This window comes from Leucothrix arctica, from assembly GCF_003172895.1.
Lineage (GTDB): Bacteria > Pseudomonadota > Gammaproteobacteria > Thiotrichales > Thiotrichaceae > Leucothrix > Leucothrix arctica.
Window position 1 is genome coordinate 129,785 of record NZ_QGKL01000042.1, and the last position, 24,227, is coordinate 154,011.

Annotated in this window: 17 protein-coding genes; 5 read left to right on the forward strand and 12 right to left on the reverse strand. The window is 43.6% G+C overall.

All coding sequences use genetic code 11. The features are described 5' to 3' along the window. Positions 1-701 precede the first annotated feature (701 nt). From DKT75_RS17750 to odhB, 6 genes are all read right to left on the reverse strand, one after another. A complete protein-coding gene (locus tag DKT75_RS17750; protein WP_109825280.1) occupies positions 702-3,509 on the reverse strand; it encodes a bifunctional aconitate hydratase 2/2-methylisocitrate dehydratase in 2,808 nt (935 codons plus the stop codon). A 120-nt stretch (positions 3,510-3,629) separates the two neighbouring features. Continuing rightward, positions 3,630-4,934 (reverse strand): citrate synthase, encoded by a 1,305-nt coding sequence (locus DKT75_RS17755; protein WP_109825282.1) that lies wholly within the window; start codon positions 4,932-4,934, stop codon positions 3,630-3,632. 108 nt (positions 4,935-5,042) lie between these two features. After that, entirely contained in the window at positions 5,043-5,915 is an 873-nt protein-coding gene (gene sucD / locus DKT75_RS17760) for a succinate--CoA ligase subunit alpha (protein WP_109825284.1), read from the reverse strand. After that, entirely contained in the window at positions 5,915-7,111 is a 1,197-nt protein-coding gene (gene sucC, locus DKT75_RS17765; protein WP_281271440.1) for an ADP-forming succinate--CoA ligase subunit beta, read from the reverse strand. Before sucC ends, sucD begins: the two co-directional genes overlap by 1 nt. Further along, complete coding sequence (gene lpdA / locus DKT75_RS17770) at positions 7,108-8,544, reverse strand: dihydrolipoyl dehydrogenase (protein ID WP_109825288.1); 1,437 nt, start codon at positions 8,542-8,544, stop codon at positions 7,108-7,110. Before lpdA ends, sucC begins: the two co-directional genes overlap by 4 nt. A gap of 8 nt (positions 8,545-8,552) precedes the next feature. Continuing rightward, on the reverse strand, positions 8,553-9,728 hold the full coding sequence (gene odhB / locus DKT75_RS17775; RefSeq protein ID WP_109825290.1) for a 2-oxoglutarate dehydrogenase complex dihydrolipoyllysine-residue succinyltransferase: 1,176 nt from the start codon (positions 9,726-9,728) through the stop codon (positions 8,553-8,555). A gap of 328 nt (positions 9,729-10,056) precedes the next feature. Between odhB and aceK the strand changes: the two genes are divergently transcribed. From aceK to mqo, 3 genes are all read left to right on the forward strand, one after another. After that, positions 10,057-11,811 (forward strand): bifunctional isocitrate dehydrogenase kinase/phosphatase, encoded by a 1,755-nt coding sequence (gene aceK / locus DKT75_RS17780; RefSeq protein ID WP_109825292.1) that lies wholly within the window; start codon positions 10,057-10,059, stop codon positions 11,809-11,811. Positions 11,812-12,132: 321 nt separating this feature from the next. Next, entirely contained in the window at positions 12,133-14,964 is a 2,832-nt protein-coding gene (locus tag DKT75_RS17785) for a 2-oxoglutarate dehydrogenase E1 component (protein ID WP_109825294.1), read from the forward strand. Positions 14,965-15,083: 119 nt separating this feature from the next. Then, positions 15,084-16,580 (forward strand): malate dehydrogenase (quinone), encoded by a 1,497-nt coding sequence (gene mqo, locus DKT75_RS17790; RefSeq protein ID WP_109825296.1) that lies wholly within the window; start codon positions 15,084-15,086, stop codon positions 16,578-16,580. A 135-nt stretch (positions 16,581-16,715) separates the two neighbouring features. Here the strand turns inward: mqo and DKT75_RS17795 are convergent, their stop codons facing one another. Both DKT75_RS17795 and DKT75_RS17800 read right to left on the reverse strand, forming a co-directional pair. Continuing rightward, positions 16,716-17,573, reverse strand: coding sequence for a hypothetical protein (locus DKT75_RS17795; RefSeq protein ID WP_109825298.1), 858 nt, complete (start codon positions 17,571-17,573; stop codon positions 16,716-16,718). A gap of 2 nt (positions 17,574-17,575) precedes the next feature. Then, entirely contained in the window at positions 17,576-18,754 is a 1,179-nt protein-coding gene (locus DKT75_RS17800) for an alcohol dehydrogenase family protein (RefSeq protein ID WP_109825300.1), read from the reverse strand. Positions 18,755-19,234: 480 nt separating this feature from the next. Here DKT75_RS17800 and DKT75_RS17805 point away from each other — a divergent pair, with 480 nt between their 5' ends. Together DKT75_RS17805 and DKT75_RS17810 are read left to right on the forward strand one after the other, a co-directional pair. Beyond that, positions 19,235-19,783, forward strand: a complete 549-nt coding sequence (locus DKT75_RS17805; RefSeq protein WP_109825302.1) for a Type 1 glutamine amidotransferase-like domain-containing protein — start codon at positions 19,235-19,237, stop codon at positions 19,781-19,783. Further along, positions 19,776-20,348 (forward strand): DUF6891 domain-containing protein, encoded by a 573-nt coding sequence (locus DKT75_RS17810; RefSeq protein ID WP_146201404.1) that lies wholly within the window; start codon positions 19,776-19,778, stop codon positions 20,346-20,348. The genes DKT75_RS17805 and DKT75_RS17810 overlap by 8 nt, the downstream gene beginning before the upstream one ends. 92 nt (positions 20,349-20,440) lie before the next feature. On the opposite strand, the gene DKT75_RS21855 is transcribed toward DKT75_RS17810, so the two are convergent. The 4 genes from DKT75_RS21855 to DKT75_RS17825 all read right to left on the reverse strand — a co-directional run bounded on the left by DKT75_RS21855 (position 20,441) and on the right by DKT75_RS17825 (position 24,097). Next, on the reverse strand, positions 20,441-20,614 hold the full coding sequence (locus DKT75_RS21855) for a hypothetical protein (RefSeq protein WP_158278912.1): 174 nt from the start codon (positions 20,612-20,614) through the stop codon (positions 20,441-20,443). A gap of 3 nt (positions 20,615-20,617) precedes the next feature. Further along, the gene (locus DKT75_RS17815) at positions 20,618-20,923 is read right to left on the reverse strand and encodes a LysR substrate-binding domain-containing protein (RefSeq protein ID WP_281271441.1); all 306 of its coding nucleotides are present in this window, start codon (positions 20,921-20,923) and stop codon (positions 20,618-20,620) included. A 34-nt stretch (positions 20,924-20,957) separates the two neighbouring features. After that, the gene (locus DKT75_RS17820; protein ID WP_109825308.1) at positions 20,958-21,548 is read right to left on the reverse strand and encodes a helix-turn-helix domain-containing protein; all 591 of its coding nucleotides are present in this window, start codon (positions 21,546-21,548) and stop codon (positions 20,958-20,960) included. 98 nt (positions 21,549-21,646) lie between these two features. Then, positions 21,647-24,097: a GcvT family protein gene (locus DKT75_RS17825; protein WP_109825310.1), complete on the reverse strand. Its 2,451-nt coding sequence runs from the start codon at positions 24,095-24,097 to the stop codon at positions 21,647-21,649. Between the last annotated feature and the right edge of the window lie 130 nt (positions 24,098-24,227).

Sequence of the window (24,227 nt, forward strand, 5' to 3'; positions counted from 1 at the left end):
GGCTTAATCAATATTGGTAATACAACATGTAAAAGTGTCTTATTGAAGTATATATATTTAAAGGGAGGGAGCTCTATAGCCTAATTTAATGCGCTAATTACAATCAGGTTTTCTTAATGTGTGTTAGTTTTTTGTTATGAATAATTAGCTAAGAGTAGCTTTTTCATTGGTTGTAGGTGGGAATTACGAGTCTAGAAAAGACTTGATGCAGAATTGTTTCAGAGTTTTTAATGGTTAATCTGATGAAGGGTTTTATTTGAAATTGTAAGGGTTAGCTTATTCAATAGTAGAACTTTTAACCTATATAAGCGTGAAGATTGATAGCTACCATTAGACAGATGGGTATTACAACTCAACGCTTGTTAAATATTGGCTAGTCACAAGGCGGTAAAATTGAGGAAAGAAACCGATAAAAATTATTTATTGCTATTTTTATGAGCGGTCAATAAACCATCATAAATGGCAAAGTAATGATTAGTATTGACTAAGCAAGGTAGTAGGGCGTTTTTCTATGAGACAGTTTGGGGTTTTTGATGTGTATTGCATTAAATCAATAATTCATTTAACTAAGCAACTAGCATAAGAAGTGCAGAGTTGACTTGTTAAATACATTAAAAAACACGCAGGCTACTCTTGGTATTACACCTGAATAGCCTGCATGATTTGTCCTAATTTAACGTTCTAAATTAGGGATAAGCTTTTTAGCTATAAAAGCTAATAGTCTTAGCTGTTGGAGCCTTGCTTAGTTCATGTAGCGGTGGAGCGAAATCAGTAAGCTTGATTCCTTTCACTGCCGCTTTGTACTCTTCGATAGTCGGAGTACGACCAAGAACAGTAGAAAGAACAACGACTGGAGTAGATGAAAGAAGTGACTCACCTTTCTTCTCAGCAGAATCTTCAACAACTCGACCTTGGAAAAGACGTGTTGATGTAGCGATTACAGTATCACCTTTCTCAGCTTTTTCTTGGTTACCCATACATAGGTTACAACCAGGACGCTCTAGGTACATGATGTTCTCGTATTTAGTACGAGCAGACTCTTTTGGAGCGTCATCATTAAACTCAAAACCAGCATACTTCTGAAGAACATCCCAATCGCCTTCAGCTTTAAGCTCATCAACGATGTTGTATGTTGGTGGAGCGATAACTAGTGGTGCTTTGAACTCAACCGAACCATTTTGCTCTTCAATGTTTCTAAGCATTTGAGCGATGATCTTCATATCGCCTTTGTGAACCATGCAAGAACCAACAAAACCTAGATCAACCTTTCTCTCACCTTTGTAGAAAGAAACAGGGCGAATCGTGTCATGCGTGTAACGCTTAGATACATCAGGGTTATTAACGTCAGGATCAGCAATCATTGGCTCACTGATCAAGTCTAGATCAATAACAACTTCAGCAAAGTACTTAGCATTGCTGTCTGGTGTAAGTGCAGGTTGCTCGCCCGTTGTAATTTGGTCAATGCGCTTATCAGCAATCTTGATCAAACCATTAAGCATTTGAATGTCATTGTCCATACCCTTATCGATCATGATCTGGATACGGCTCTTAGCAATCTCAAGAGACTCAATAAGTGTCTTATCTTCAGAGATACAGATAGAAGCTTTTGCCTTCATTTCGGCACTCCAATCTGTAAATGTGAATGCTTGGTCAGCTAGTAGCGTACCGATATGTACTTCAATGATGCGGCCTTGGAAGACGTTATCGCCACCAAACTGCTTAAGCATTTGAGCCTGTGTTGCATGAACAACATCACGGAAATCCATGTAGTCCTTCATTTCACCTTTAAAGGTTACTTTTACAGACTCAGGGATAGGCATACTTGCTTCACCTGTTGCTAGTGCAAGACCTACTGTTCCAGAGTCAGCACCGAAAGCAACACCCTTAGACATACGAGTATGAGAGTCACCACCGATGATGATAGCCCAGTCGTCAACAGTTATGTCATTCAATACTTTATGAATAACGTCAGTCATTGCAGGGTAAACACCTTTAGGATCACGTGCAGTGATAAGACCAAACTTATTCATGAACGCCATTAGCTTAGGAATGTTTACCTGAGCTTTTGAGTCCCATACAGATGCAGTGTGACAACCTGACTGGTAAGCGCCGTCAACGATTGGAGAGATAACCGTTGCAGCCATAGACTCAAGTTCTTGAGATGTCATTAAGCCCGTTGTATCTTGAGAACCAACGATGTTTACTTGAACACGAACGTCAGAACCAGCGTGTAGTGCAGCTTTAGAAGTTACACCAACAGCGTTCTTGTTAAAGATCTTCTCAACAGCCGTTAAACCTTGGCCTTCATGTGAGATTTCTTTAGAAAGAGCATATACAGCGTCAGCTTCAACGCCTAGTGTCTTAGCAGCAAAAGTCTGTAGCTTCTTACCAAATACGATTGCGTAAGAACTTCCAGCTTTCATGAACTCAACTTTCTGTGGAGTAAATGCAGCAGAGATGTCAGATAGCTCTGTACCAGCGTTGTATAGTTTCTTTTCTTTTGTGTTGATAGTCAGCACAGTACCAGTCTCAACTGAGTATGCTTCTTTCAATACAGCGTCGCCGTTATCATCAACGACTGTGTTTCCAGCAGCATCTACGTCTTTAACCCAGTTCTTAAGGTTTAAACCGATACCACCAGTAACATCTACTGTTGTAAGGAAGATTGGTGAGATACCGTTAGTACCCGCAACAACAGGTGCAAAGTTTACGAAAGGAACGTAAGGACTTGCTTGCTTACCAGCCCATAATGCAACGTTGTTCACGCCAGACATACGAGATGAACCAACACCCATTGTGCCTTTCTCAGCAATCAACATAACTTTCTTAGTAGGGTGCTGTGCTTGCAGAGCTTTAATTTCTTGCTGCTCTTTAGGTGTCATCATGCACTGTCCGTGCAACTCACGGTCAGAACGAGAGTGAGCTTGATTACCTGGAGATAGTAAGTCAGTTGAGATATCACCTACACCAGCGATGTATGTAACGACTTCGATCTCTTCGTCGATCTCAGGAAGCTTTGTGAAGAACTCAGCTTTTGAATAGCTCTCAAGAACGTCTTTAGCAATTGCATTGCCGCTCTTGTAAGCTGCTTCAAGTTGATCCATATCTGCTTCGTAAAGGAATACTTGAGTTTTAAGTACTTCTGCAGCAGGTGCAGCAACGTCAGTATTGTCAGATAGAGCAAGGTCTAGAAGTACCTTAACTGAAGGGCCACCTTTCATATGAGACAATAATTCAAACGCATAAGTCGGTGTGATTTCTGCAACCACTGATTCGCCAAGAATGATTTCTTTCAAAAATGCAGCTTTAACACCTGCTGCACTAGTCGTACCAGGCAGTGTGTTATAGATAAAGAAATTAAGTGAATCTGCACGGTACTCATTACCAGTATCTTTGATTTGCGCAATGATTTCTGACGTCAATTCTTCGCCATCAATTGGCTTAGGGTGAAGTCCTAGCTCTTTTTCACGCGTTGCAATTTCTTTAATATATTCTAGATATAGACTCATATGATCCTCTCAAAGGCAGTCATTGCCTGCATAGTTTGTATGTATCCAACCTGATAGTTTGCAACTCCAAATTATCAGGTCGATAAACAGTATGGTGGGTTATATTTGTGAGGGCTGCTATTAGCGGTCACTCATTTCCACGTACTCTCGCGTTTCTTTACCGGTGTATAGCTGACGTGGGCGTCCAATGCGAGACTCTTCATCGCCCATCATCTCGTTCCACTGAGAAATCCAACCGATGGTGCGAGCCATAGCGAACAATACGGTGAACATGTTCAATGGGATACCCATGGCAAGGAAAATCACGCCAGAGTAAAAATCAACATTAGGGTACAAGTTGCGAGATTTGAAGTACTCATCATTTAACGCAACTTCTTCTAGTTTCATTGCTGTATCAAGCATCTCTTTGTAAGGAGAGTCAGCGGGCAGGTCGCGAAGAATATCGTGGCAAACTTCACGGATGATACGTGCGCGTGGGTCATACGCTTTATAAACACGGTGACCAAAGCCCATTAGACGGAAACGGTCACTCTTGTCTTTAGCACGATCAACAAATGACTCAAGTGTCTTGCCTGACTTAATGATGTCTTCAAGCATGCGGATAACTGCTTCGTTAGCGCCACCATGTGATGGGCCCCATAACGTTGCAACACCCGCTGCAACTGCAGCAAATGGATTTGCTTCAGAGCTTCCAGACAAGCGAACTGTGGAAGTTGATGCATTTTGCTCGTGATCAGCATGAAGAATTAAGATCAAATCAAATGCTTTTACATGTACAGGATCAGCAACATATTTCTTGTTTGGTGAGCCGAACATCATGTACAAAAAGTTTTCGCTATAACTCATCGAAGAGTCGGCATACATAAACGGTAGGCCTTTAGCGTGACGATAGCTCCAAGCAGCAATCGTTGGAATCTTGGCAACAAGACGAAGCATCGCAGTTTCGCGGTCTTCTTTATTGTGGACATCCATGTGGTCGTGATAAAAGGCAGAAAGAGCACCTGTTACACCCATCATGATTGCCATCGGATGAGCATCGCGACGGAAACCGTTATAAAAGTTCTTTAGTGCTTCATGCACCATGTTGCGGTTATCAATCTCAGACTCAAAATTTTCAAGCTGCTCAGGCGTCGGTAATTCACCATGAAACAGTAGGTAACATGTTTCTAGGTAGGAACTACTGTGAGCAAGCTGCTCGATAGGGTAGCCACGGTATTCAAGGATACCTTTTTCGCCATCCATATAGGTAATGTCACTAGAGCAACTAGCGGTAGATACAAAGCCAGGGTCGTAAGTAAAGAAACCCAACTCTTTATACAATGGACGGATGTCGACTGTAGGAGGCCCCATAGTTGGCTCAAGGACGTTTAGCGTAACCTTTTCACCAGTCTCATCATTAATAAGGGTCATCGTTTTTGTAGTCATGATATCTCCGTTTTGTATAAATCTGCTTTCTTGTCAAAACATCCCTTCGCCAAATTAGGCAAAGGGAAGTCAGTCTTAATCTAACGAATTAGACAGTCTTTCTTGTACTTACCAGCCAGTGTGGATCTTCACGCCTTGGCCTAGCTGTGCTGGAGAACGAACTGTGTAAACACCCGCCGCTTCCAACGCCGCAAACTTGTCATCAGCAGTACCTTTACCGCCAGCAATGATCGCGCCAGCGTGACCCATACGCTTACCAGCAGGAGCAGTAACACCTGCGATGTAAGCAATAACAGGCTTAGTAATGTTGCTCTTGATGAACTCAGCTGCTTCTTCTTCAGCAGAACCACCGATCTCGCCAACCATAAGGATAGCTTCAGTCTGTGGATCAGCTTCAAATAACGTTAGTGCGTCGATGAAGTTTGTGCCCGGGATAGGGTCGCCACCGATTCCGATACATGTACTCTGGCCGAAACCAAGATCAGAAGTTTGCTTAACACACTCATACGTCAATGTACCAGAGCGAGAAACAACACCTACTTTACCAGCCATGTGCATAGCACCAGGCATGATACCGATTTTGCACTGGTCAGGAGTAATGATACCTGGGCAGTTAGGACCGATTAGGCGTACGCCTAGGCTGTCAGCAATATACTTAGCATCAAGCATGTCTAGTGCAGGGATACCTTCAGTAATACATACAACCAACTCAACGCCAGACTCAGCAGCTTCGATGATTGAATCCTTACAGAAAGGAGCCGGTACATAGATAACACTTGCGTTAGCGCCAGTAGCTTCTACAGCTTCACGCGCTGTGTTGAATACTGGAAGGTCTAGATGAGTTGAACCGCCTTTACCAGGAGTAACACCACCAACCATCTGCGTACCGTAGTCGATAGCTTGCTGTGAGTGGAAAGTACCTTGCTTACCAGTGAAACCCTGGCAGATAACTTTAGTATCTTTATTAACTAAAACACTCATTACTTTTCTCCTACCGCAGCAACAATCGCATCTGCAGCTTCTGTTAGATCATTCTTACTGATTAGGTCAAGGCCACTAGCTTCTAGTAAAGCAGCACCTTCTTCAGCACGGTTACCTTGAAGACGTACAACCAAAGGAACTTTGATATTTACTTCTTTAACAGCTGCGATAACACCTTCAGCGATCAAGTCACAACGAACGATTCCACCAAAGATATTCACAAGAATACCGTCAACTTTTTCGTCAGAAAGGATGATCTTAAGGGCTTCAGCAACACGCTCAGCAGTAGCAGTACCACCCACGTCTAGGAAGTTAGCTGGCTCACCACCTTGTAGCTTGATTATGTCCATAGTAGCCATCGCAAGACCGGCACCGTTAACCATGCAACCGATGTTGCCATCTAGTGCAACATAGTTAAGTTCCCACTCTTCAGCGCGAGCTTCACGAGCATCTTCTTGAGAGGTATCACGTAGAGCAACTAGTTCAGGGTGGCGGTAAAGAGCACTTCCATCAACGCCGATCTTGCCATCAAGACAAAGTAGGTCGCCGTCAGTAGTCACTACTAATGGGTTAACTTCAACCATTGCTAGATCTTTCTCTTTAAACAATTTAGCAAGACCCATTAGGATCTTAGTGAATTGCTTAATTTGTGCGCCTTCAAGACCAAGTTGGAACGCGATATCGCGACACTGGTAAGGCATAACGCCAGCAATAGGATCAACTTCAGCAGTTAGGATCTTCTCAGGAGTTGCTTCTGCAACTTCTTCAATATCCATTCCACCTTCAGTAGACGCCATGATAACGATACGACGTGAAGCACGATCAAGAACAGCACTTAAGTACAATTCACGAGCGATTTCACTAGTCTCTTCAACATAGATAGTGTTGATTGGCTGACCTTTAGCATCCGTTTGGAATGTTACAAGGTTTGTGCCTAGCAAGCTTTCAGCGAACGCAGCAGCTTCATCAGCTGTGTCAAATAGCTTAACGCCACCTGCTTTACCGCGGCCACCAGCATGAACCTGAGCTTTAACAACTTTCTTTGCCGTACTAACTTTTTCAGCAGCTGCTTTAACTTCAGCAGGAGTCGTGCCGATATAGCCAGTAGGAGTTGGTATGCCGTACTCACGGAACAACGCTTTAGCTTGATATTCGTGTAAATTCATTCGAGTTTCCTTTAGGGGGGATCCTGTTATTTCTTACGGCGATTAACGCCGTGAATAGCGCGTCCATCAACAGAAAAAGCTGCTTCATGGATGCATTCAGATAGAGAAGGGTGAGCAAACACTGTACGAGCAAGATCTTCAGCAGTGTTTTGGCTTTCCATGGCAATAACGCCTTGTCCAACCAACTCAGAAGCCATCGGGCCTACAAAGTGCATACCTAAGATACGGTCAGTTGTTTCATCCGCAAGGATCTTAACCAAGCCGTTTGCTTTGTCCATAGCCTGAGCGCGGCCATTGATAGCAAATGAGAAGCTACCAGACTTATAAGCAATACCTTCTTCTTTAAGCTGTTCTTCAGTTTTACCAACCCAAGCGATCTCAGGGTCAGTATAAATAACCCAAGGAATTGCGTCGTAGTGCATAGTGCTATTTTGACCAGCAATACACTCAGCAACGATAACGCCTTCTTCTTCAGCTTTGTGTGCAAGCATTGGGCCACGCACCACATCACCGATAGCGTAAACGCCTGGGATATTTGTTTCTAGCTTGTCATTAACGTCTACACGTCCACGGTCATCCAGTGCTAAGCCAACTGACTCATCTGCAATGTCTATTGTGTTCGCGCGACGACCAACTGCAACAATCAAACGATCCACAGTCACTGTCTGATCGCCATCTTTATCGCTGTATTCAAGCGTTAGTTCGTTCTCACCAACAACTGTGTTGTTTAAGCGAGCGCCAGTCTTAATATCAAGACCTTGCTTTTTGAACTCTTTCAATGAGTGCTTAGCAATTTGCTGATCTACGCCGCCAAGGAATGTATCCATCGCTTCAAGAACAACAACTTCAGCACCTAAACGACGCCATACGCTACCCATTTCCAAACCGATTACACCAGCACCGATAACGCCTAGACGCTTCGGAGTAGTTTCCCAGTTTAGAGCACCTTCGTTGTCAACAATAAGCTCATCTGTTAACGGAGCAGAAGGGATATTGATTGGCGTAGAGCCAGTTGCAATAATCACATTCTTAGCTTGGTACGTTGTTTCAACACCGTCATGGCCAGCAACGCTAACCTGACGCTCTGCTAACAACTTACCGTGGCCTTGTAGCCAATCGATCTTGTTCGCTTTGAATAACTGAGCGATACCACCTGTCATGCCAGCAACGATTTGATCTTTACGACCAATCATTTTAGCAACGTCGATGCTCACATCACCCGTACTGATACCGTGAGTACCTAGGTGAGAAGAAGCTTCTTCGTATTTCTCAGAGCTTTCAAGCAGTGCTTTAGAAGGAATACAACCCACGTTTAGGCAAGTTCCACCTAGTGCAGGAGTACCTTCTTTACCAATCCACTTCTCAACACACGCTGTTTTCAAGCCTAGTTGAGCCGCACGAATTGCAGCAACGTAGCCGCCAGGACCACCACCGATTACGATTACATCATAGTTAGTAGACATAGTTACTCCTAGATCTCTAGTAGAATGCGGTGTGGGTCTTCAACCAATTCTTTGATTGTGCGAAGGAACAATACAGCGCCTTTACCATCAATGATTCTGTGGTCATAAGAAAGAGCAACGTACATCATTGGACGGATAACCATCTCGTCGTTCTCAACCATTACACGCTTAACGATGTTATGCATACCAAGAATCGCACTCTGAGGCGGGTTCAAGATAGGTGTAGATAGTAGTGAACCGAATGTTCCGCCGTTAGTGATAGTAAATGTTCCACCCGTTAGGTCGTCCATTTCTAGCTTGTTCGCTTTAGCTTTCATCGCGTAGTTCACGATAGTTGACTCAACGTCAGCCATGCTCATTTTTTCTGTGTTACGTAACACAGGAACAACTAGACCACGTGGAGCCGATACCGCGATTCCGATATCACAGTAGCTGTGATAAACGATGTCATCACCGTCGATAGAAGCATTAACTTCTGGGAAACGCTGTAGTGCGATACTTGCCGCTTTAACGAATAAAGACATGAAGCCCAAACGAGCATCGTGCTCTTTTTCAAACTGCTCTTTATACTTAGAACGCATTTCCATCAAAGGCTGCATGTTTATTTCGTTGAACGTAGTCAACATAGCAGTCGTTTGAGTCGCTTCTAGTAGACGCTCAGCAATACGCTTACGTAGACGCGTCATTGGAACACGCTCTTCTACACGCTCGCCTGTAGGAATAACTGCTTCAGGAGCAGCTTTCTTGCCAGCAGCCGCGACGTCTTCTTTAAGAATACGTCCGTTCTTGCCAGAGCCTGTAACGTCAGATGCAGAAACACCTTTCTCGTCTAAAGCTTTGCGTACTGCAGGACTAGTTTGTCCACCTGCAGCAGCTGGTGCAGATGCTTCTACTGCAGGAGCAGCAGCGGCTGGAGCAGCTTCTTCAGTTGGAGCAGCAGAAACTGCGCCTTCAGTGATCGTACCTAGTAACTGTTCGCTAATGACCGTTGAGTCTACATCTTCAATAATTGACTCGATAACGCCACTTGCTGGGGCCGGAACTTCTAGTACAACTTTATCTGTTTCGATTTCAACGATAGGCTCGTCTTGTTCAACAGTGTCACCTGCTTTTTTGAACCAAGTTACAACCAATGCGTCTGCTACCGATTCAGGTAGTTGTGGAGTTTTAATCTCAACACTCATTTAAATATGTGCTCCTGATATGTGAAGGGTGTGTCCTAAGCTAGTTGCAATGCAAGTAGGTAACGATCAATGCGGTGTGCTGTATTTTAAGAACGGCACGATTATACGCAGGCAAGAGTTTTAGACATACTGTGATAACCAATAGTGTGTATCAAGCACACTGATGATTATATTAAGACAGCCTATAAACTACTTCAATTGTTACTATGATTGTTAGCTAACCAACCGCCGAAGATTATCACAGGCTCTCATTGTGTGGTAGTTTTGATACGTTGTAGAAGGCTCAGTTTGGGATACATTTTGTAATGTCGGGAGGTAGGTTTTGGATATGCGATCATCTGTAGATTTTGAAACAATTGCTGAAACAGTGCTAAATATGTTCGATAGACACTACAGTATTTTTTTAGATATCACTCGGGGAGCCAAACAGCGTTTTGTTTTACAGGACTGGGAAGCCGACCGGGTAGCATCTAGGCAACGTATAACGTTATATCAAAAGCGAGTAGATGAGGCCTGCGATCAAATTAGTGAGCAATTTGACTTAAGTAATGTTGATAAAGAGCTTTGGCGAAACGTAAAGCGGGTTTATGTTACTTTATTATATGAACACAGACAGCCAGAGCTAGCAGAGACATTCTACAACTCTGTCTTTACCCGATCATTTGCCCATCGCTATTATAATAATGACAATCTATTTGTAAGGCCTGCACTCTCTACTGCCTATTTAACGGGCAGTAACCCCGCTTACAAAAGCTATTACCCAATGAAGATCAATCTCACTGAATGTCTTCAAGAAGTACTGCGTCAGTGTGATGTGGGCTTGAACTTCGCCAATTTTGATCGCGATGTGTCGTACCTAACAGACCAGCTCCAGTACATATTGAAGACTACCCGTAAGTACACTGACTCTTACCAAATCCAAGTCTTAACACCTTTGTTTTATCGTAATAAAGCGGCTTATATTGTAGGGCGAGTGCTTAACGGGGCTCACTTTCATCCTTTTGTTATTCCTTTGTTACATGATGAAAATGGTGAAGTGTATGCGGATGCATTACTATCTGAGAGTAAAGACATCACCAACTTATTTAGCTTTGCGCGTGCCTACTTTATGGCAGATACCGAAGTACCTTCTGCAGTGGTAAATTTCCTTCATCAAATGCTGCCTCATAAAACAGCGGCAGATCTATACACCTCTATAGGGTTACAGAAACAAGGTAAAACCGAGTTTTATCGTGACTTCCTGGCACATTTACGTCATTCAACTGATCAGTTGGTGACATCCAAAGGCACGCTCGGAATGGTGATGACTGTATTTACGCTTCCATCGTATCCCTTTGTATTCAAAGTTATTAATGACCGCTTTGCACCACCAAAGCGTGTAACGACTCATTTGGTAAAAGAAAAATACCAGCTGGTAAAAATGCATGATCGCGTTGGGAGACTTGCGGATACGTTAGAGTTTTCTCACGTAGCACTACCACTTAATCGATTCTCTGAAGACCTACTCGAAAGCTTAAAACAGCGCATCCCATCCAGTATTAAAATTGAAGGTGACATGCTGATTATTCGACACCTATATATAGAGCGTCGATTGGAGCCATTAAATCTATATGTTGACGAGGTGAGGGGAGACAAGTTGGAAGGCGCATTTGTGGAATACGGGAATGCTATAAAGGAACTAGCTGAAGCCAATATTTTTCCGGGCGACTTGTTATTAAAGAACTTCGGTGTCACCACTAACTGCCGTGTGATCTTTTATGACTATGATGAGATTGAACTTATGGAGGATTGTAACTTTAGAAAAATACCTGCACCTGAGAATATGCAGCAAATGATGGCATCGGAGCCTTGGTATTCGGTTGATGAAAAAGACGTGTTCCCAGAAGAGTTTTTGCTGTTTGTATCATCACGAGTCGAGCGTAAAGAGCTTTTTATGAAGCATCATAAAGACTTGCTTGATGTTGATTATTGGCGAGCAGTTCAAGAAAGGATTCGCGCTGGCGTTATTGGCGATGTATTTCCTTATGACAAAACAAACCGCTTCCAAAATATTTACGATGGCCGGATTTTGCCGAAAAAGTAATAGCTAGTATTTAAAAAATAGTAGTCAGCCTTGTATGAGTGACTATAGGGCTCATAGAGTCAGTCTTTCAGGAGGGGAAAGCACTGTCTAATATTTTAGAAAGTGCTATCATACGACACCAATTCCATAGAGCATTTATGGAATGTATCAAAGGGTTGATAAGCGTGTGTTACATAGACTCTTTAGCAGTAATGTGAAAATTAGGGAACTCTAATATACCCAGTTAGTGGCGTTGATCATGCAGGTCTGATTGCATCTAGCGTCAAAGAAACGACGTATATTATTGTTTTGATTGCACTTATTTTAGGCAAAAATATTATCATGGCGACCACACAACAAACGACGTTTGAGAAAATGCGAAAGGATTCAATGCTTGACGGTAGTAGTGCCGTTTACCTTGAGTCAATGTACGAATCATATTTGGAAGATCCTTCTTCTGTCACAGACAACTGGCGTCGATACTTCGACGAGTTACCAGTAGACAGTGAATCTAATGGTAGCGAAGCTCACCACTCAGTTGTACGTGACCAGTTCCGTAACTTAGGTATGAAGCTACAAGCAGCAACAGTCAGCGGTGATGATGCTCACCGTGAGAAGCAAGTAAAAGTTCTACAGCTAATTAACTCATATCGTTTCCTTGGTCACATGAAAGCGAAAACTAACCCGCTAGCGGAAGGCGAAGTGGTTAATGTTCCGGAGCTTACACTTGCGTACCACTCACTATCTAAATCTGACTTAGAAACAGTGTTTAACACGGGATCTTTGGCTGGCGTTGATGATCTAAAGCTTAAAGATATCGTTGCTAGATTAGAAGGTATTTATTGCGACACGACTGGTGCGCAGTATATGTATATCTCTAACACTGAAGAGAAGCGTTGGATTCAGGGTGAGTTAGCACGTAACTACACGACATCTACATTTGATACAGAGCGTCGTAAGTACCTATTAAAACAGCTTGTTGCTGCGGAAGGTCTTGAGCGTTACCTAGGTTCTAAATACGTAGGTCAGAAGCGTTTCTCACTTGAAGGTGGTGATAGCTTAGTTCCAATGCTAGATGAGCTAATTCAGCACACTGGTAGTCAAGGGATGCGAGAAATCGTTATCGGAATGGCTCACCGTGGTCGTCTAAATGTATTGATTAACATCATGGGTAAATCACCAGCGATGTTGTTCAACGAGTTCGCCGGTAGTGTTGATAACGGTGGTCGATCAGGTGATGTTAAATATCACATGGGTTACTCATCAGATATGCAAACTAAAGGTGGCCCAGTTCACCTTGCAATGGCATTTAACCCATCTCACCTTGAGATTGTTGGTCCTGTTGTTATCGGGGCATCTCGTGCTCGTCAAGACCGTCGTGATCCTGAAGATGCGCGTCGCTCAGTAATGCCAATTGTTATTCACGGTGACGCTGCACTAGCAGGTCAGGGTGTTAACATGGAAATGCTGAACATGTCTGACACGCGTGGTTACCACACACACGGTACTATCCACATTGTTGTTAATAACCAAGTTGGTTTCACAACAAGTGCAATCGCTGATGCGCGTTCTACTGAGTACTGTACTGACATCGCTAAGATGATCGGCTCACCAGTGTTTCACGTAAATGCGGATGATCCAGAAGCTGTTATCAATGTGACTCGTATGGCGGTTGACTATCGTGCGAAGTTCCGTAAAGACGTCTTTATCGATCTAGTTTGCTACCGTCGTCACGGACACAATGAAGCTGATGAGCCATCAGCAACACAGCCGTTGATGTACAAGAAAATTAAAGCACGCGCTACAGCACAATCACTTTATGCAGAGCGTTTGATCAAAGCAGGCGTTGTGACTAAAGAAGACGTTGCGGGTTACATCGCTGACTACCGTAAGGCATTGGAAGATGGTGCTTCAACAGTACCTCATCTGATTCCTGAAGGTCAGCATCAGCAAGATTTCCCAATTAATTGGGCACGTTTCGGCGGCACTTCTTGGGATGACGAGGTTGACACAACCATTACCGAAGAAGCTTATAAGCGTCTAGGTATGGCACTGACAACAGCACCAGAAGGCTTCCGTCTTAATGCACGTGTAAAAGCGGTTGTTAAGAAGCGCGAGCAAATGGCCAACCTAGAAGCACCTGCAGATTGGGGCTTCGGTGAAAACCTTGCTTATGCCTCTATTCTAGATGGTGGCAACCCAATCCGTATCTCTGGAGAAGACGTTGGTCGTGGAACATTCTTCCATCGCCACGCAGTATTTCATGAGCAAGATACAGGTAAGTTACACATTCCACTTGAGCACATTGATAACGATCCCAAGTCGTTCGCAATCATTGACTCTCTATTGTCTGAGGAAGCGGTACTAGCATTTGAGTACGGTTATGCAGCAACAGAAGCAGACAAGCTAGTTATCTGGGAAGCACAATTTGGTGACTTCGCTAACGGCGCACAGATGGTAATTGATCAGTTCATCAGTTCAGCACACCAGAAATGGGCACTACACTGTGGATTAGTTATGTTGCTGCCACATGGTTATGAAGGTATGGGGCCTGAGCATTCATCTGCTCGTCTTGAACGTTTCATGCAGTTATGTGCACAGGAAAATATGCAAGTTTGTGTACCAAGCACACCTGCACAGATCTTCCATATGTTACGTCGTCAAATCTGTCGTGACTACCGCACGCCATTGATCGTAATGACGCCTAAGAGCTTGTTACGTCACCCAGCTGCTGTTAACGAAATGGCTGATTTCACTGAGCACGGTTTCCAAAACGTGATTGATGAAGTGAATGACATGGACGTTAATAAGGTAACTGACGTTATCTTATGTAGTGGTAAGATTTACTACGAGCTACTTGATCGTCGTAACTCAGAAGCACTTGAGCACGTTGCAATCGTTCGTGTTGAGCAGCTTTATCCTTTCCCTGCGATTGATCTTGATAAAATCTTGGCTAAGTACCCTAATATCGAAAAGCATATCTGGGTTCAAGAAGAGCCGTTCAATCAAGGCGCTTGGTTGAGCATCCAGCCTGCTATTCGTGAAGTACTAGGCGAAGACGCTAAGCTAGTGCCAGTAACTCGTGCTTCTATGGCGGCTCCTGCTGAAGGAAGTCATAAAGCTCACGTTATTGCTCAAGAGAAGATAATTGTTACAGCATTAGGTCTTGGTTGATTAGAAACTTAAACATCATGATTTAAAAAACTTATCATCCTACCTAGTTTATTAGGTAGGATGATGTTTCTGTTTTGTTACAGCAGAATTTCTTTAGTAACTTCCGGTGATAATCGACCATGATAGAAAAAAATGTTGACGTATTATTAGTTGGTGCAGGTGCAATGAGTAGTACCCTTGGTGCTTTACTTAATCAGCTTGATCCTAATTTAAGCATGTTAATGGTTGAAAAGCTGGACAAACCAGCTCAAGAAAGTACCAGCGGTTGGAATAATGCCGGTACAGGACATGCAGCTTATTGTGAGTTGAACTACACTTCACTAAAAGCGGATGGCAGTATGGATACAGGTAAGCCTGAAACCATTAATCCTGCTTTTGAAGTAAGCCTACAATTCTGGTCTTACCTTGTTAACAAGGAAGTCCTACCAGAACCAAACCTATTTATTAATACCGCTCCCCACGTTAGTTTTGTTTGGGGTGAGGGTAATGTCGACTTCTTGCGTAAACGCTATGAAGCGATGCACACACATCACCTATTTAAAGACATGGAATACTCAGAAGACCCTGCGGTTTTAGCTGAGTGGATGCCTTTAATCATGGAAGACCGTGACCCGACTCAAAAGGTTGCGGCAACCCGTATTCGTTACGGGACAGACGTTGACTTCGGTCAAGTCGCTCGCCATATCATTTCTGATTTAGAGACCAAAGATAACTTTGATCTTATGCTCAATCACACCGTTGTTGATATGCATCAGCGTGAAGAGGGCGATTGGCAAGTTCACTTACGTCACACTCTGACTGATATTCAAAAAATTGTTCGTGCTAAGTTTGTATTTCTAGGTGGCGGCGGTGGCGCATTACCACTACTACAGATGGCTGGAATACCGGAAGCAAATGGTTACGGTGGTTTCCCAGTTAGTGGTCAATGGTTGGTTTGTCACAAGCCTGAAATCGTTGAACAGCATGACTCAAAAGTTTACGGTAAAGCCTCTATTGGTGCGCCGCCGATGTCCGTTCCTCACCTTGATACGCGTATTATCGGTGGTAAGAAGGCGTTGTTGTTTGGACCATTTGCTGGCTTCACGACTAAGTTTTTGAAGACTGGCTCTATGTTTGACCTTATTAAGTCAGTTAAGCCTAATAATCTCGTGCCGATGTTGTCGGTTGCTAGAGATAATATGGACTTGACGCGTTATTTGATTAAAGAAGTTAAGCAGTCATTTGATGATCGTTTGGACACGCTTCAACTGTTTTATAAGAATGCTAAAGCTGAAGATTGGGAACTCTCTATTGCTGGACAACGTGTTCAGATCATTAAGAAAGATGAGAATAAGGGCGGTAAGCTAGAGTTCGGTACAGAGGTTGTTTCTTCTGCTGACGGTAGTCTTGTTGCGTTGCTTGGAGCTTCACCGGGTGCATCTACTTCTGTTCAGACAATGGTTGGTGTGATCGAGAAAAGCTTTGCTAAAGAGTTCGCTGAGAATGATTGGGCTGGTCGTTTGAAGGAAATGATTCCTTCTTATGGTGAGCGCTTGGACAAGGATGCAGCGTTGTTGCATCGTGTTCGTAAGTATACGTTGAGTACTTTGAAGTTGGACGATGAATACACTAGTTAGTTTTAACTTTGGTAGTTAGCATCCAGCCCTGCTGGTTGCTAATACAATGTTCTACGCCGACGCGCTTTGCGCGAAAGGTCTGCGATCATCGTATTAGCAATCAACGGGGCTTTTTTATTGATGTGAAATTAAGGCTTAAAGCGTATTAGTTGGTAAGTCTATTACCAAAGGTTCCAGTACGATAGCGATATAAATCACCCAAATAACGAGTGCTACGTGCAGCACATCATTCTCTGAGAACCATTTACCTTCCTTCCAGAGCTTATTGGTTAGGTCTAATGCAGCGTACTTTTCAAATAGCCACATGGTCAAGATCAAACCAAACCAAGTACCAAGCAAGGCCAGGTCGAGTGGGTTGCCAAACTCCCAATAACGCCACGCATTTAAGCCAATACAAAACACAATAAAAGGCGTGCAGAAGTGCACCATTAGCTCAAAAGTGATCAGTGACTTTACGGGCTTAAATGCGCCCCAACAGATCATTAGGGTGTAACCGATACTAACGACGGTGGCGATGATAATAGATAGTGATTGGCCAAACGATTCTAAGCAAGAGTAGGCGACTGCTACAAACATTACGTTGACGCTGACTTGCTGAAAGACGAGATAAACGACTTCCCACCAACTAGTCCAAACCGCTCTAGGTCTACCTTTACACTTGAGTTGGTAGCCAAAGGCTTGGTAGCTAGTACCTGCGATAAGTGCGCCAACACCCCAAAGTATCAGTGAAATACCCCAGAGCATACGCGAGCTTTGCTGCTGGTCATCAACTATAAAATACACACCCAATATTGTTGTCATTACGCCCAATAAATACACCCAAAAAGATGAGCTAGGCTGTGTAATGAAAACGTCTTTACCAAACATGCGATATGTTTTGCAGGGTTGAACTGTTGACCAAGTTTCCTCGTTTAATTGTGGGTCGTCGGCTTTAATGCTGTAAAGCCTCTGCCAAATGGAAGAGGCTTTTTCTAATTTTCTGGTAGGGGGCATACTTAGTCGTCTGATAGCTCGAATAGTGTTTTTTGCTCATCAGTGAGCGCGGGTGGAATAAGTACAAATTTGCCCACGTGCTTTTTCTCTGTGAACTCTTGCTGTGCTTGAGCGATATCTTGTAACGGGAAAGTTTTAGCCAGTAGCGGTTTGATTTCACCCCGCTCGATATAGCTAATCAGGTTTGGAAAAATAGGCTCGTCCCAACCTGTGCATCCAATAAGTGTCAGGTCTTTTAGGTATAAGTTGCGCATGTCTAGGCTAACGATTGGCCCTGCGATAGCACCAGATGACGCATAACGACCACCACGCTTTAATACTTGTGTCATTTGGCCAAATGTTTCACCTGCGACATTATCAATGACAACGTCCATCGACTTTTCGCCAAGCGCTTCAACAAGGTCAGTACCACGTGTCACGATACGATCAGCCCCTAGAATAGCGGCTTCTTCAACTTTATTAGCACCAACAATAGCCGTCACGATAGCACCACGACGTTTAGCGAGTTGAACGACGGCTGAGCCAACACCACCTGAAGCACCAGCGACTAGTACCGTGTCACCCGCGCTGACATCTGCACGGTGAATCATGTTTTCAGCAGTACCGTATGCACAAGGAATCGTACCCAGCTCTGCATCTGTCCAGTCACTTTCAACAGCAAAGACTTCTGATGCAGCAATTTTTACAAACTGAGCAAAAGCACCGTCAAAGTCAGAAGCCATCCAAATATTTTCTGGCGAATTCCAGCCTTCGTTTCTAATACTGCAACGGATAAGTACTCGCTCATTAATTCGGTTAGCATCGATGTTTGCTCCAACCGAAACAATTCGACCGCAGCAGTCGGTGCCTTGAACAAACGGAAAGGGCGTTTCTTCGTTCCACCCACCATCTGACTCACTTGCTGCGTTTTCTTGTTCGGCGTCATTACTACCGAGTGCTTCTGTGCCTTCGGTAACTTTTGAAGAGTACCAACCAAGGCGGGTATTGATTTCAGTATTATTAACGCCCGCTGCAAGTACTTGAACTAAGACTTCATCGTCATTTGGCGTCGGGATAGCGACATCTTGGTAGCTGAGCATTTCATAACCGCCGTTTGCTAGTGTCACGACTGCTTTCATGGATACTTGAGTATCCTTTAGTTTAAATCTGTTCTTATCCCATGAAGGGGTTGAAATGGTCATGAATGCTCCGAGGTATTTTGATGGTGAATTGTGAAGCTGATCAGGTCTGAGAACAGGCATTCAAAGTAAAGAGTATGATACTCATAAACGGATGTAAAAGCATGTGAACTGGGTGATTTGGCAAAGTTGCTTAAGTCATTAATTTTGGATAGAGTCTGAACCTATGAAAATTTTAATCATCAACCAAATAGTAATTTTTCATCATCATCCTCACCATATTCGGCTGGGGAAGTTACTGCTTGCATGATGTTTTGCCCGATCATCAAGAAAGCTCTCTCAGCACTGCTAAGAGGGCTTTTTTTATTTATATCGGAGTAAAAAATGAAATTTAATTTAGTAGTTAGTCATAAATATGATGTACATGTTACCGAAGGCTCTAAACAGCAAAGAGGTAGCGGACAATGAAGTATTACCTATCGTCTTATAAGCTTGGGGAATCACCAGAAAAATTCACTCAGCTGCTAAAAAAATGGCAACACTGTGGGCTATATTCCAAACGCGACAGACTTCACAGTCGCTGATCTTGAGCAAGTAAAGTCTCATAGAGTCAGTGATGTTGAGGATTTAGAAAAACTGGGTTTAGCTGTGAAAGTTGTAGATTTAAAACAGTACTTTGATTCTGACCCTAAAGAACTAGAAGGCCTTGTGAGTTCACTATCAGGCTTATGGGTAAGTGGCGGAAATGTGTTTATCTTACGTCAAGCGATGATGCTTAGCGGCCTTGATCAGCTCATCATAGAGAAGAGCAAAGACCCAGTCTTTGTCTATGGTGGCTATAGCGCAGGCTGTTGCGTATTATCCAAATCACTTAAATCATATCAGTATGCCAGCGACGCTAACGACACACCTTATTCGGGTATTAGTACTGCTAATTGGGACGGCTTGGGTTTAATTAATTTTGCCTTCATGCCACACTTTCAGTCAGACCACTCGGAGTCCGAAGCTATCGATAAAGAGATCGCGTATTGCAATGCTAACGGGATAAGTTATAAACCAGTAAAGGACGGAGATGTTCTTATCTATGAGTAATACAATGCCTGAATATCAAATAGTCAGTGAACTACGATCTTTAGTTAGATCTGGTTTCTACACCAAACAAGAATTACTCGATATGTTTTGTAATGAAATATGTGAGTCTTGTAATGTAGTCCCGGAAGATGTCTCGACCATCATAGACTCTGATATGGAAAGCATAAAAGCTGAGAAAACGACATGGCCTGCTGTAACAGATTGTGATCGTTTAGATTTAGCATTCTCAGTGCTTAACTCTGTCGGTATGATTTCATTGCAAAATGCTGGATGCACACAGAGCGACGCTTATGGTGATATCCAAGACTTGTATAACAAACACCCGAATCAAGACTCTGTCATTGGATACTGCTTTTATCACCGTCAAGACTTAGAAAGAGCTGTTCGAGGCATGGGGCTATATGTTGCCTTTGGCCCTATGGACGCAAAACTAGAAGACACCGAAGGCCCAAAGATAGGCGAAGTGATTCGTGAGACGTTAGAAAAGCAAGGTCTTGAAGTGGAGTGGGATGGTACTTTTAATACCAGAATGTTGTTACCCACCATTACTTGGAAAAAGCGATAAATTCCAGTTTCAACCCCGATTTGGACAGTTCGCTAAGAGTACTTTGGGCAGTGCAGGAAGGGTTATCCTACTTTGATTTAGGGCGTATGGTATTAACTACTAGAAGACTCGTCCAGTAACCAGTTATAAAATAATGTTGAAGCAGGTGACAAAGCGGTTCCCCGTCGATGACAAAGGTAATAGCTACCTTCTGATTCAATACTTTCAATAAATGGGGCAACCAACTGCTGGGAAAACGCACCTTCTTGCATCATTTCGTCGTACATTATTCAAACCCCAAAGCCATTTTCAGCCATGCTAACAGCGAATGCATGGCTGTCCATATAGTGACGCGGTTGTTTACTCAGCGTAGATAAGTCCATCTTTAGTAGCCACTCATCCCAACCTTGTTTTGTTCTGAGTACATCCAGTATTGGTAAACTTTTCAAGTCGGTGAGTGTACGTAAATGTTTTGCCTTTTGCGGACTGCAATAGGGTCTTAAATTGGGAGTAATTAGACGATTAGATTCAAACTCAGGCCAGTTTTCCATGCCATAACGAATCTCTAGATCAAGCTGACGAACATCACTCGCGATTACTTTACTTTAGTTATCGCGGGTCAAGCATCTATTAATAGCCACCGCCAGCAACGGTCCAAACCACCACAGCATCTTCAGTCTTAGATGGGTTCCGTACCCAGTGTTGCTCATCACCCGTTAGAATAAAGCTATCACCCGCCTTAAGTGAAAAGCTCTTTTCACCAAGGCCAATATCTAAAGTACCTGACTGTAATAAACCGCCTTCTTCACCTTTTCGCTCGCGTGACTCTGTACCGGAGCCTGGGGCAAAGGTTGTTAAAATCATTTGTAGCTGTCCAGATAACTGAGGTGATAACAGCTCCTCACGAATACCAGTCCCTGCAAAGTTTAAACTACGTCGAGCATTACCACGGACAATATGATTTATCTCGTCACTAGGGGCTTCTGAGTCGGTATGAAAGAACCAACTGACTTGCACATCTAGCACTTTAGCGATCGCTTGCAGAATAGGGATTGGTAGTGCTGAAACACCACGCTCGACTTGACTGACATAACCGAGTGAACGGCCAATGTTTTCAGCCATCTCGCTCAAGGTGATGCTTTTTGATTTACGTAAATCACGTATTTGACGGCCGATTCTTAAGTTCTCTAAATCAGCATCAGTTTGTTTTTGTTTACTCATATTTGACCATTGTATATGGCGGGGAACGTTCCATGCTAATAATAAAGCGCCGATTGTAGCTCTTTATTATTGCATGAAGTTTTGCCACTATTTACTGCTTAGCACTTAATTTTTTTCATCGAAGGGTCATAGAAAGAGCGTAAAGACGGTGTGACCTTATAGCGCTCACACTCAACTTCTATCTCAAACGAAGTCGACTCTAACCAGTCTTTAGTGACTCCAGCCTCATGCTCGACATAACCCATTGCCACCGTTGCGCCAACCGTGTGCCCAAACATACCTGCGGTGGTACGACCGACAATTTTACCGTTCGCGTAGATTGGCTCTTCGTGGTAGCAAAGTGGCCCAGCATCTTCAAACAAAAAGGCAATAAAACGCTTAGGAAGTGGGCCGTTAGCTTTTTGTTCAAGCACCGCTTCTTTACCAATAAACCCACCTTCTTTCTCGAAGTTACAGGTAAAGCCTAGTCCTGCTTCAAGCACAGTGTCGTGGTCGGTTATATCATGACCCCAGTGACGATAGCATTTCTCCATACGCAATGAGTTCATGGTGTGGTAACCATAAGGGCGGATATCAAAAACTTCACCCGTTTCAAAGATCAACTCATAGACACTCGGCGCGTATTCGGTTGGAATATAAAGCTCCCAGCCCAGCTCACCGACATAGGTAATGCGAGATGCGCGAACGATGGCATAACCTAACTCTATCTCTTGGGACGTGGCAAACGGGAAAGCCTCGTGTGAAAGATCAGCTTTGGTTAATTTAGATAAGACGTCACGTGACCTAGGTCCCATTACTGTAATAACGGCGAAAGCGGATGTCATATCGGTAAAGAAGACTGACGCGTCTTTTGGTTTATTTCGGCGTAACCAGTCCATGTCGCGTGTTTGGCAAGCAACACCTGAAACCACTAAATACGCATCGCTGGCGGTGCGTGTCACCGTGACATCAGCTTCAATACCGCCACGTTCATTTAGCCACTGCGTGTAAACCATTTTGCCGATAGCAACGGAGATGTTGTTACAGCAGATTCGATTCAAAAAAGTTTCTGCATCAGGGCCTTCGATTTTATATTTGCAGAAAGAGCTTTGGTCAATCACACCCACTGAGTTTCTTACTGCACTGTGTTCTTGTTTGTTATTTTCAAACCAATTTTGTCTACCAAAAGAGTACTCGTATTCAGCTGCTTGACCTTCTTTTGCAAACCAGTTGGCACGCTCCCAGCCATTCTCGCTGCCAAACACCGCACCTTGCGCTTTTAGCTGTTCATGCAACACGGAGCGCCTAACACCACGCGCTGTTTTGTATTGCTTAAATGGGTAATGCGTTTCATATAGTAGGCCTAAAGACTCAGTGGTACGCTCTTCCAAGTAACGCTGAGTCCCTTGGAATGGCATGTTGCGGCGGATATCCACGTCCCATAAATCTTGTGGCGCATGACCTTTATGAATCCACTCAGCCAGCATTTTTCCAGCACCACCAGCAGATTGAATCCCAACTGAGTTAAAGCCAGCAGCAATGAAGTAATTATGTAACTCTGGTGCTTCCCCGAGGTGATAACGGTCATCAGGAGTGAATGACTCAGGACCATTAAAAAATAGTTGTAGACCCGTTTCTTCTAATATCGGTAGGCGGTGCATTGCAGCTTCTAGATAAGGCTCTAAATGGTCGTAGTCATCGGGCAGTTGATCAAAGAAGAAACTGCCTGGGATGCCGTCCATGCCCCAAGGTTTAGCATTTGGCTCAAACATACCAACAAGCAACTTACCTGCATCTTCTTTGTAATAGCAGAAGCCGTCCATGTCGCGCATAGTGGGTAAACCACGCTGTAGTTCGGGGATGCTTTCTGTGACAACATAGAAGTGTTCAGCAGCATGCAAAGGGATATTCACCCCCGCTTTTTTACCGAACTCACGTGCCCACATACCCGAGCAGTTCACAACAAACTCAGCATCAATATCGCCTTGTTCCGTGATCACGCCAACCGCTTTGCCGTCTTTAATTTTCATATCCAAGACTTTGACTTCTTCGATGATCTTAGCACCGCCCATACGTGCACCTTTAGCCAAAGCTTGTGTCACGTCAACGGGGCTAGCCATGCCGTCCATGAGGAGGTGAATAGCGCCGATAACATCATCGGTATTCATCAAAGGCCACATGGCTTTAGCTTGCTCAGGGGTAATTACATCACAAGGAAAGCCAGCAACTTTTGCCATCGAAGCGCCACGTTTGATTTCAGAGAGGCGTTCTTTGTTAGTCGCAATCGTCAGTGAGCCGTTACGTACAAAGCCAGTGCCTTGGCCAGTTTCAGCTTCGAGTTGCTCGTATAACGTTGCGCTGTAGTTAGCCAACATAGACATGTTGTAGTTAGCTCGTAATGTTGGCACTAAGCCAGCAGCATGCCAGGTGGTGCCGCAAGTGAGCTGTCGTCTTTCTAGTAAAACTACGTCGGTAAAACCAAGTTTTGTTAAATGATACGCAACGCTACAACCGATAACGCCGCCACCAATAATAACCACTTGGGCGGAAGAGGGTAATTCCTTCGTCATACTAGTACTCCGAACGCCTTGGAGCTTCAAAGCGTCTAATAAGTTTGCTTAAAAAGAGGTATTGAGTGTTTTTAATAAATGAAAGTATTATAATTAATTTCATTTTTATGATTATTTAGAGAGTAATTGA

Coding starts and splice junctions, on each gene's coding strand:
- lpdA (WP_109825288.1), bottom strand. CDS start 8,544: ATGTCTACTAACTATGATGTAATCGTAATCGGTGGTGGTCCTGGCGGC.
- DKT75_RS17800 (WP_109825300.1), bottom strand. CDS start 18,754: ATGACCATTTCAACCCCTTCATGGGATAAGAACAGATTTAAACTAAAG.
- DKT75_RS21855 (WP_158278912.1), bottom strand. CDS start 20,614: ATGTACGACGAAATGATGCAAGAAGGTGCGTTTTCCCAGCAGTTGGTT.
- odhB (WP_109825290.1), bottom strand. CDS start 9,728: ATGAGTGTTGAGATTAAAACTCCACAACTACCTGAATCGGTAGCAGAC.
- DKT75_RS17825 (WP_109825310.1), bottom strand. CDS start 24,097: ATGACGAAGGAATTACCCTCTTCCGCCCAAGTGGTTATTATTGGTGGC.
- DKT75_RS17795 (WP_109825298.1), bottom strand. CDS start 17,573: ATGCCCCCTACCAGAAAATTAGAAAAAGCCTCTTCCATTTGGCAGAGG.
- DKT75_RS17750 (WP_109825280.1), bottom strand. CDS start 3,509: ATGAGTCTATATCTAGAATATATTAAAGAAATTGCAACGCGTGAAAAA.
- DKT75_RS17755 (WP_109825282.1), bottom strand. CDS start 4,934: ATGACTACAAAAACGATGACCCTTATTAATGATGAGACTGGTGAAAAG.
- DKT75_RS17785 (WP_109825294.1), top strand. CDS start 12,133: ATGGCGACCACACAACAAACGACGTTTGAGAAAATGCGAAAGGATTCA.
- DKT75_RS17810 (WP_146201404.1), top strand. CDS start 19,776: ATGAGTAATACAATGCCTGAATATCAAATAGTCAGTGAACTACGATCT.
- DKT75_RS17820 (WP_109825308.1), bottom strand. CDS start 21,548: ATGAGTAAACAAAAACAAACTGATGCTGATTTAGAGAACTTAAGAATC.
- mqo (WP_109825296.1), top strand. CDS start 15,084: ATGATAGAAAAAAATGTTGACGTATTATTAGTTGGTGCAGGTGCAATG.
- aceK (WP_109825292.1), top strand. CDS start 10,057: ATGCGATCATCTGTAGATTTTGAAACAATTGCTGAAACAGTGCTAAAT.
- sucD (WP_109825284.1), bottom strand. CDS start 5,915: ATGAGTGTTTTAGTTAATAAAGATACTAAAGTTATCTGCCAGGGTTTC.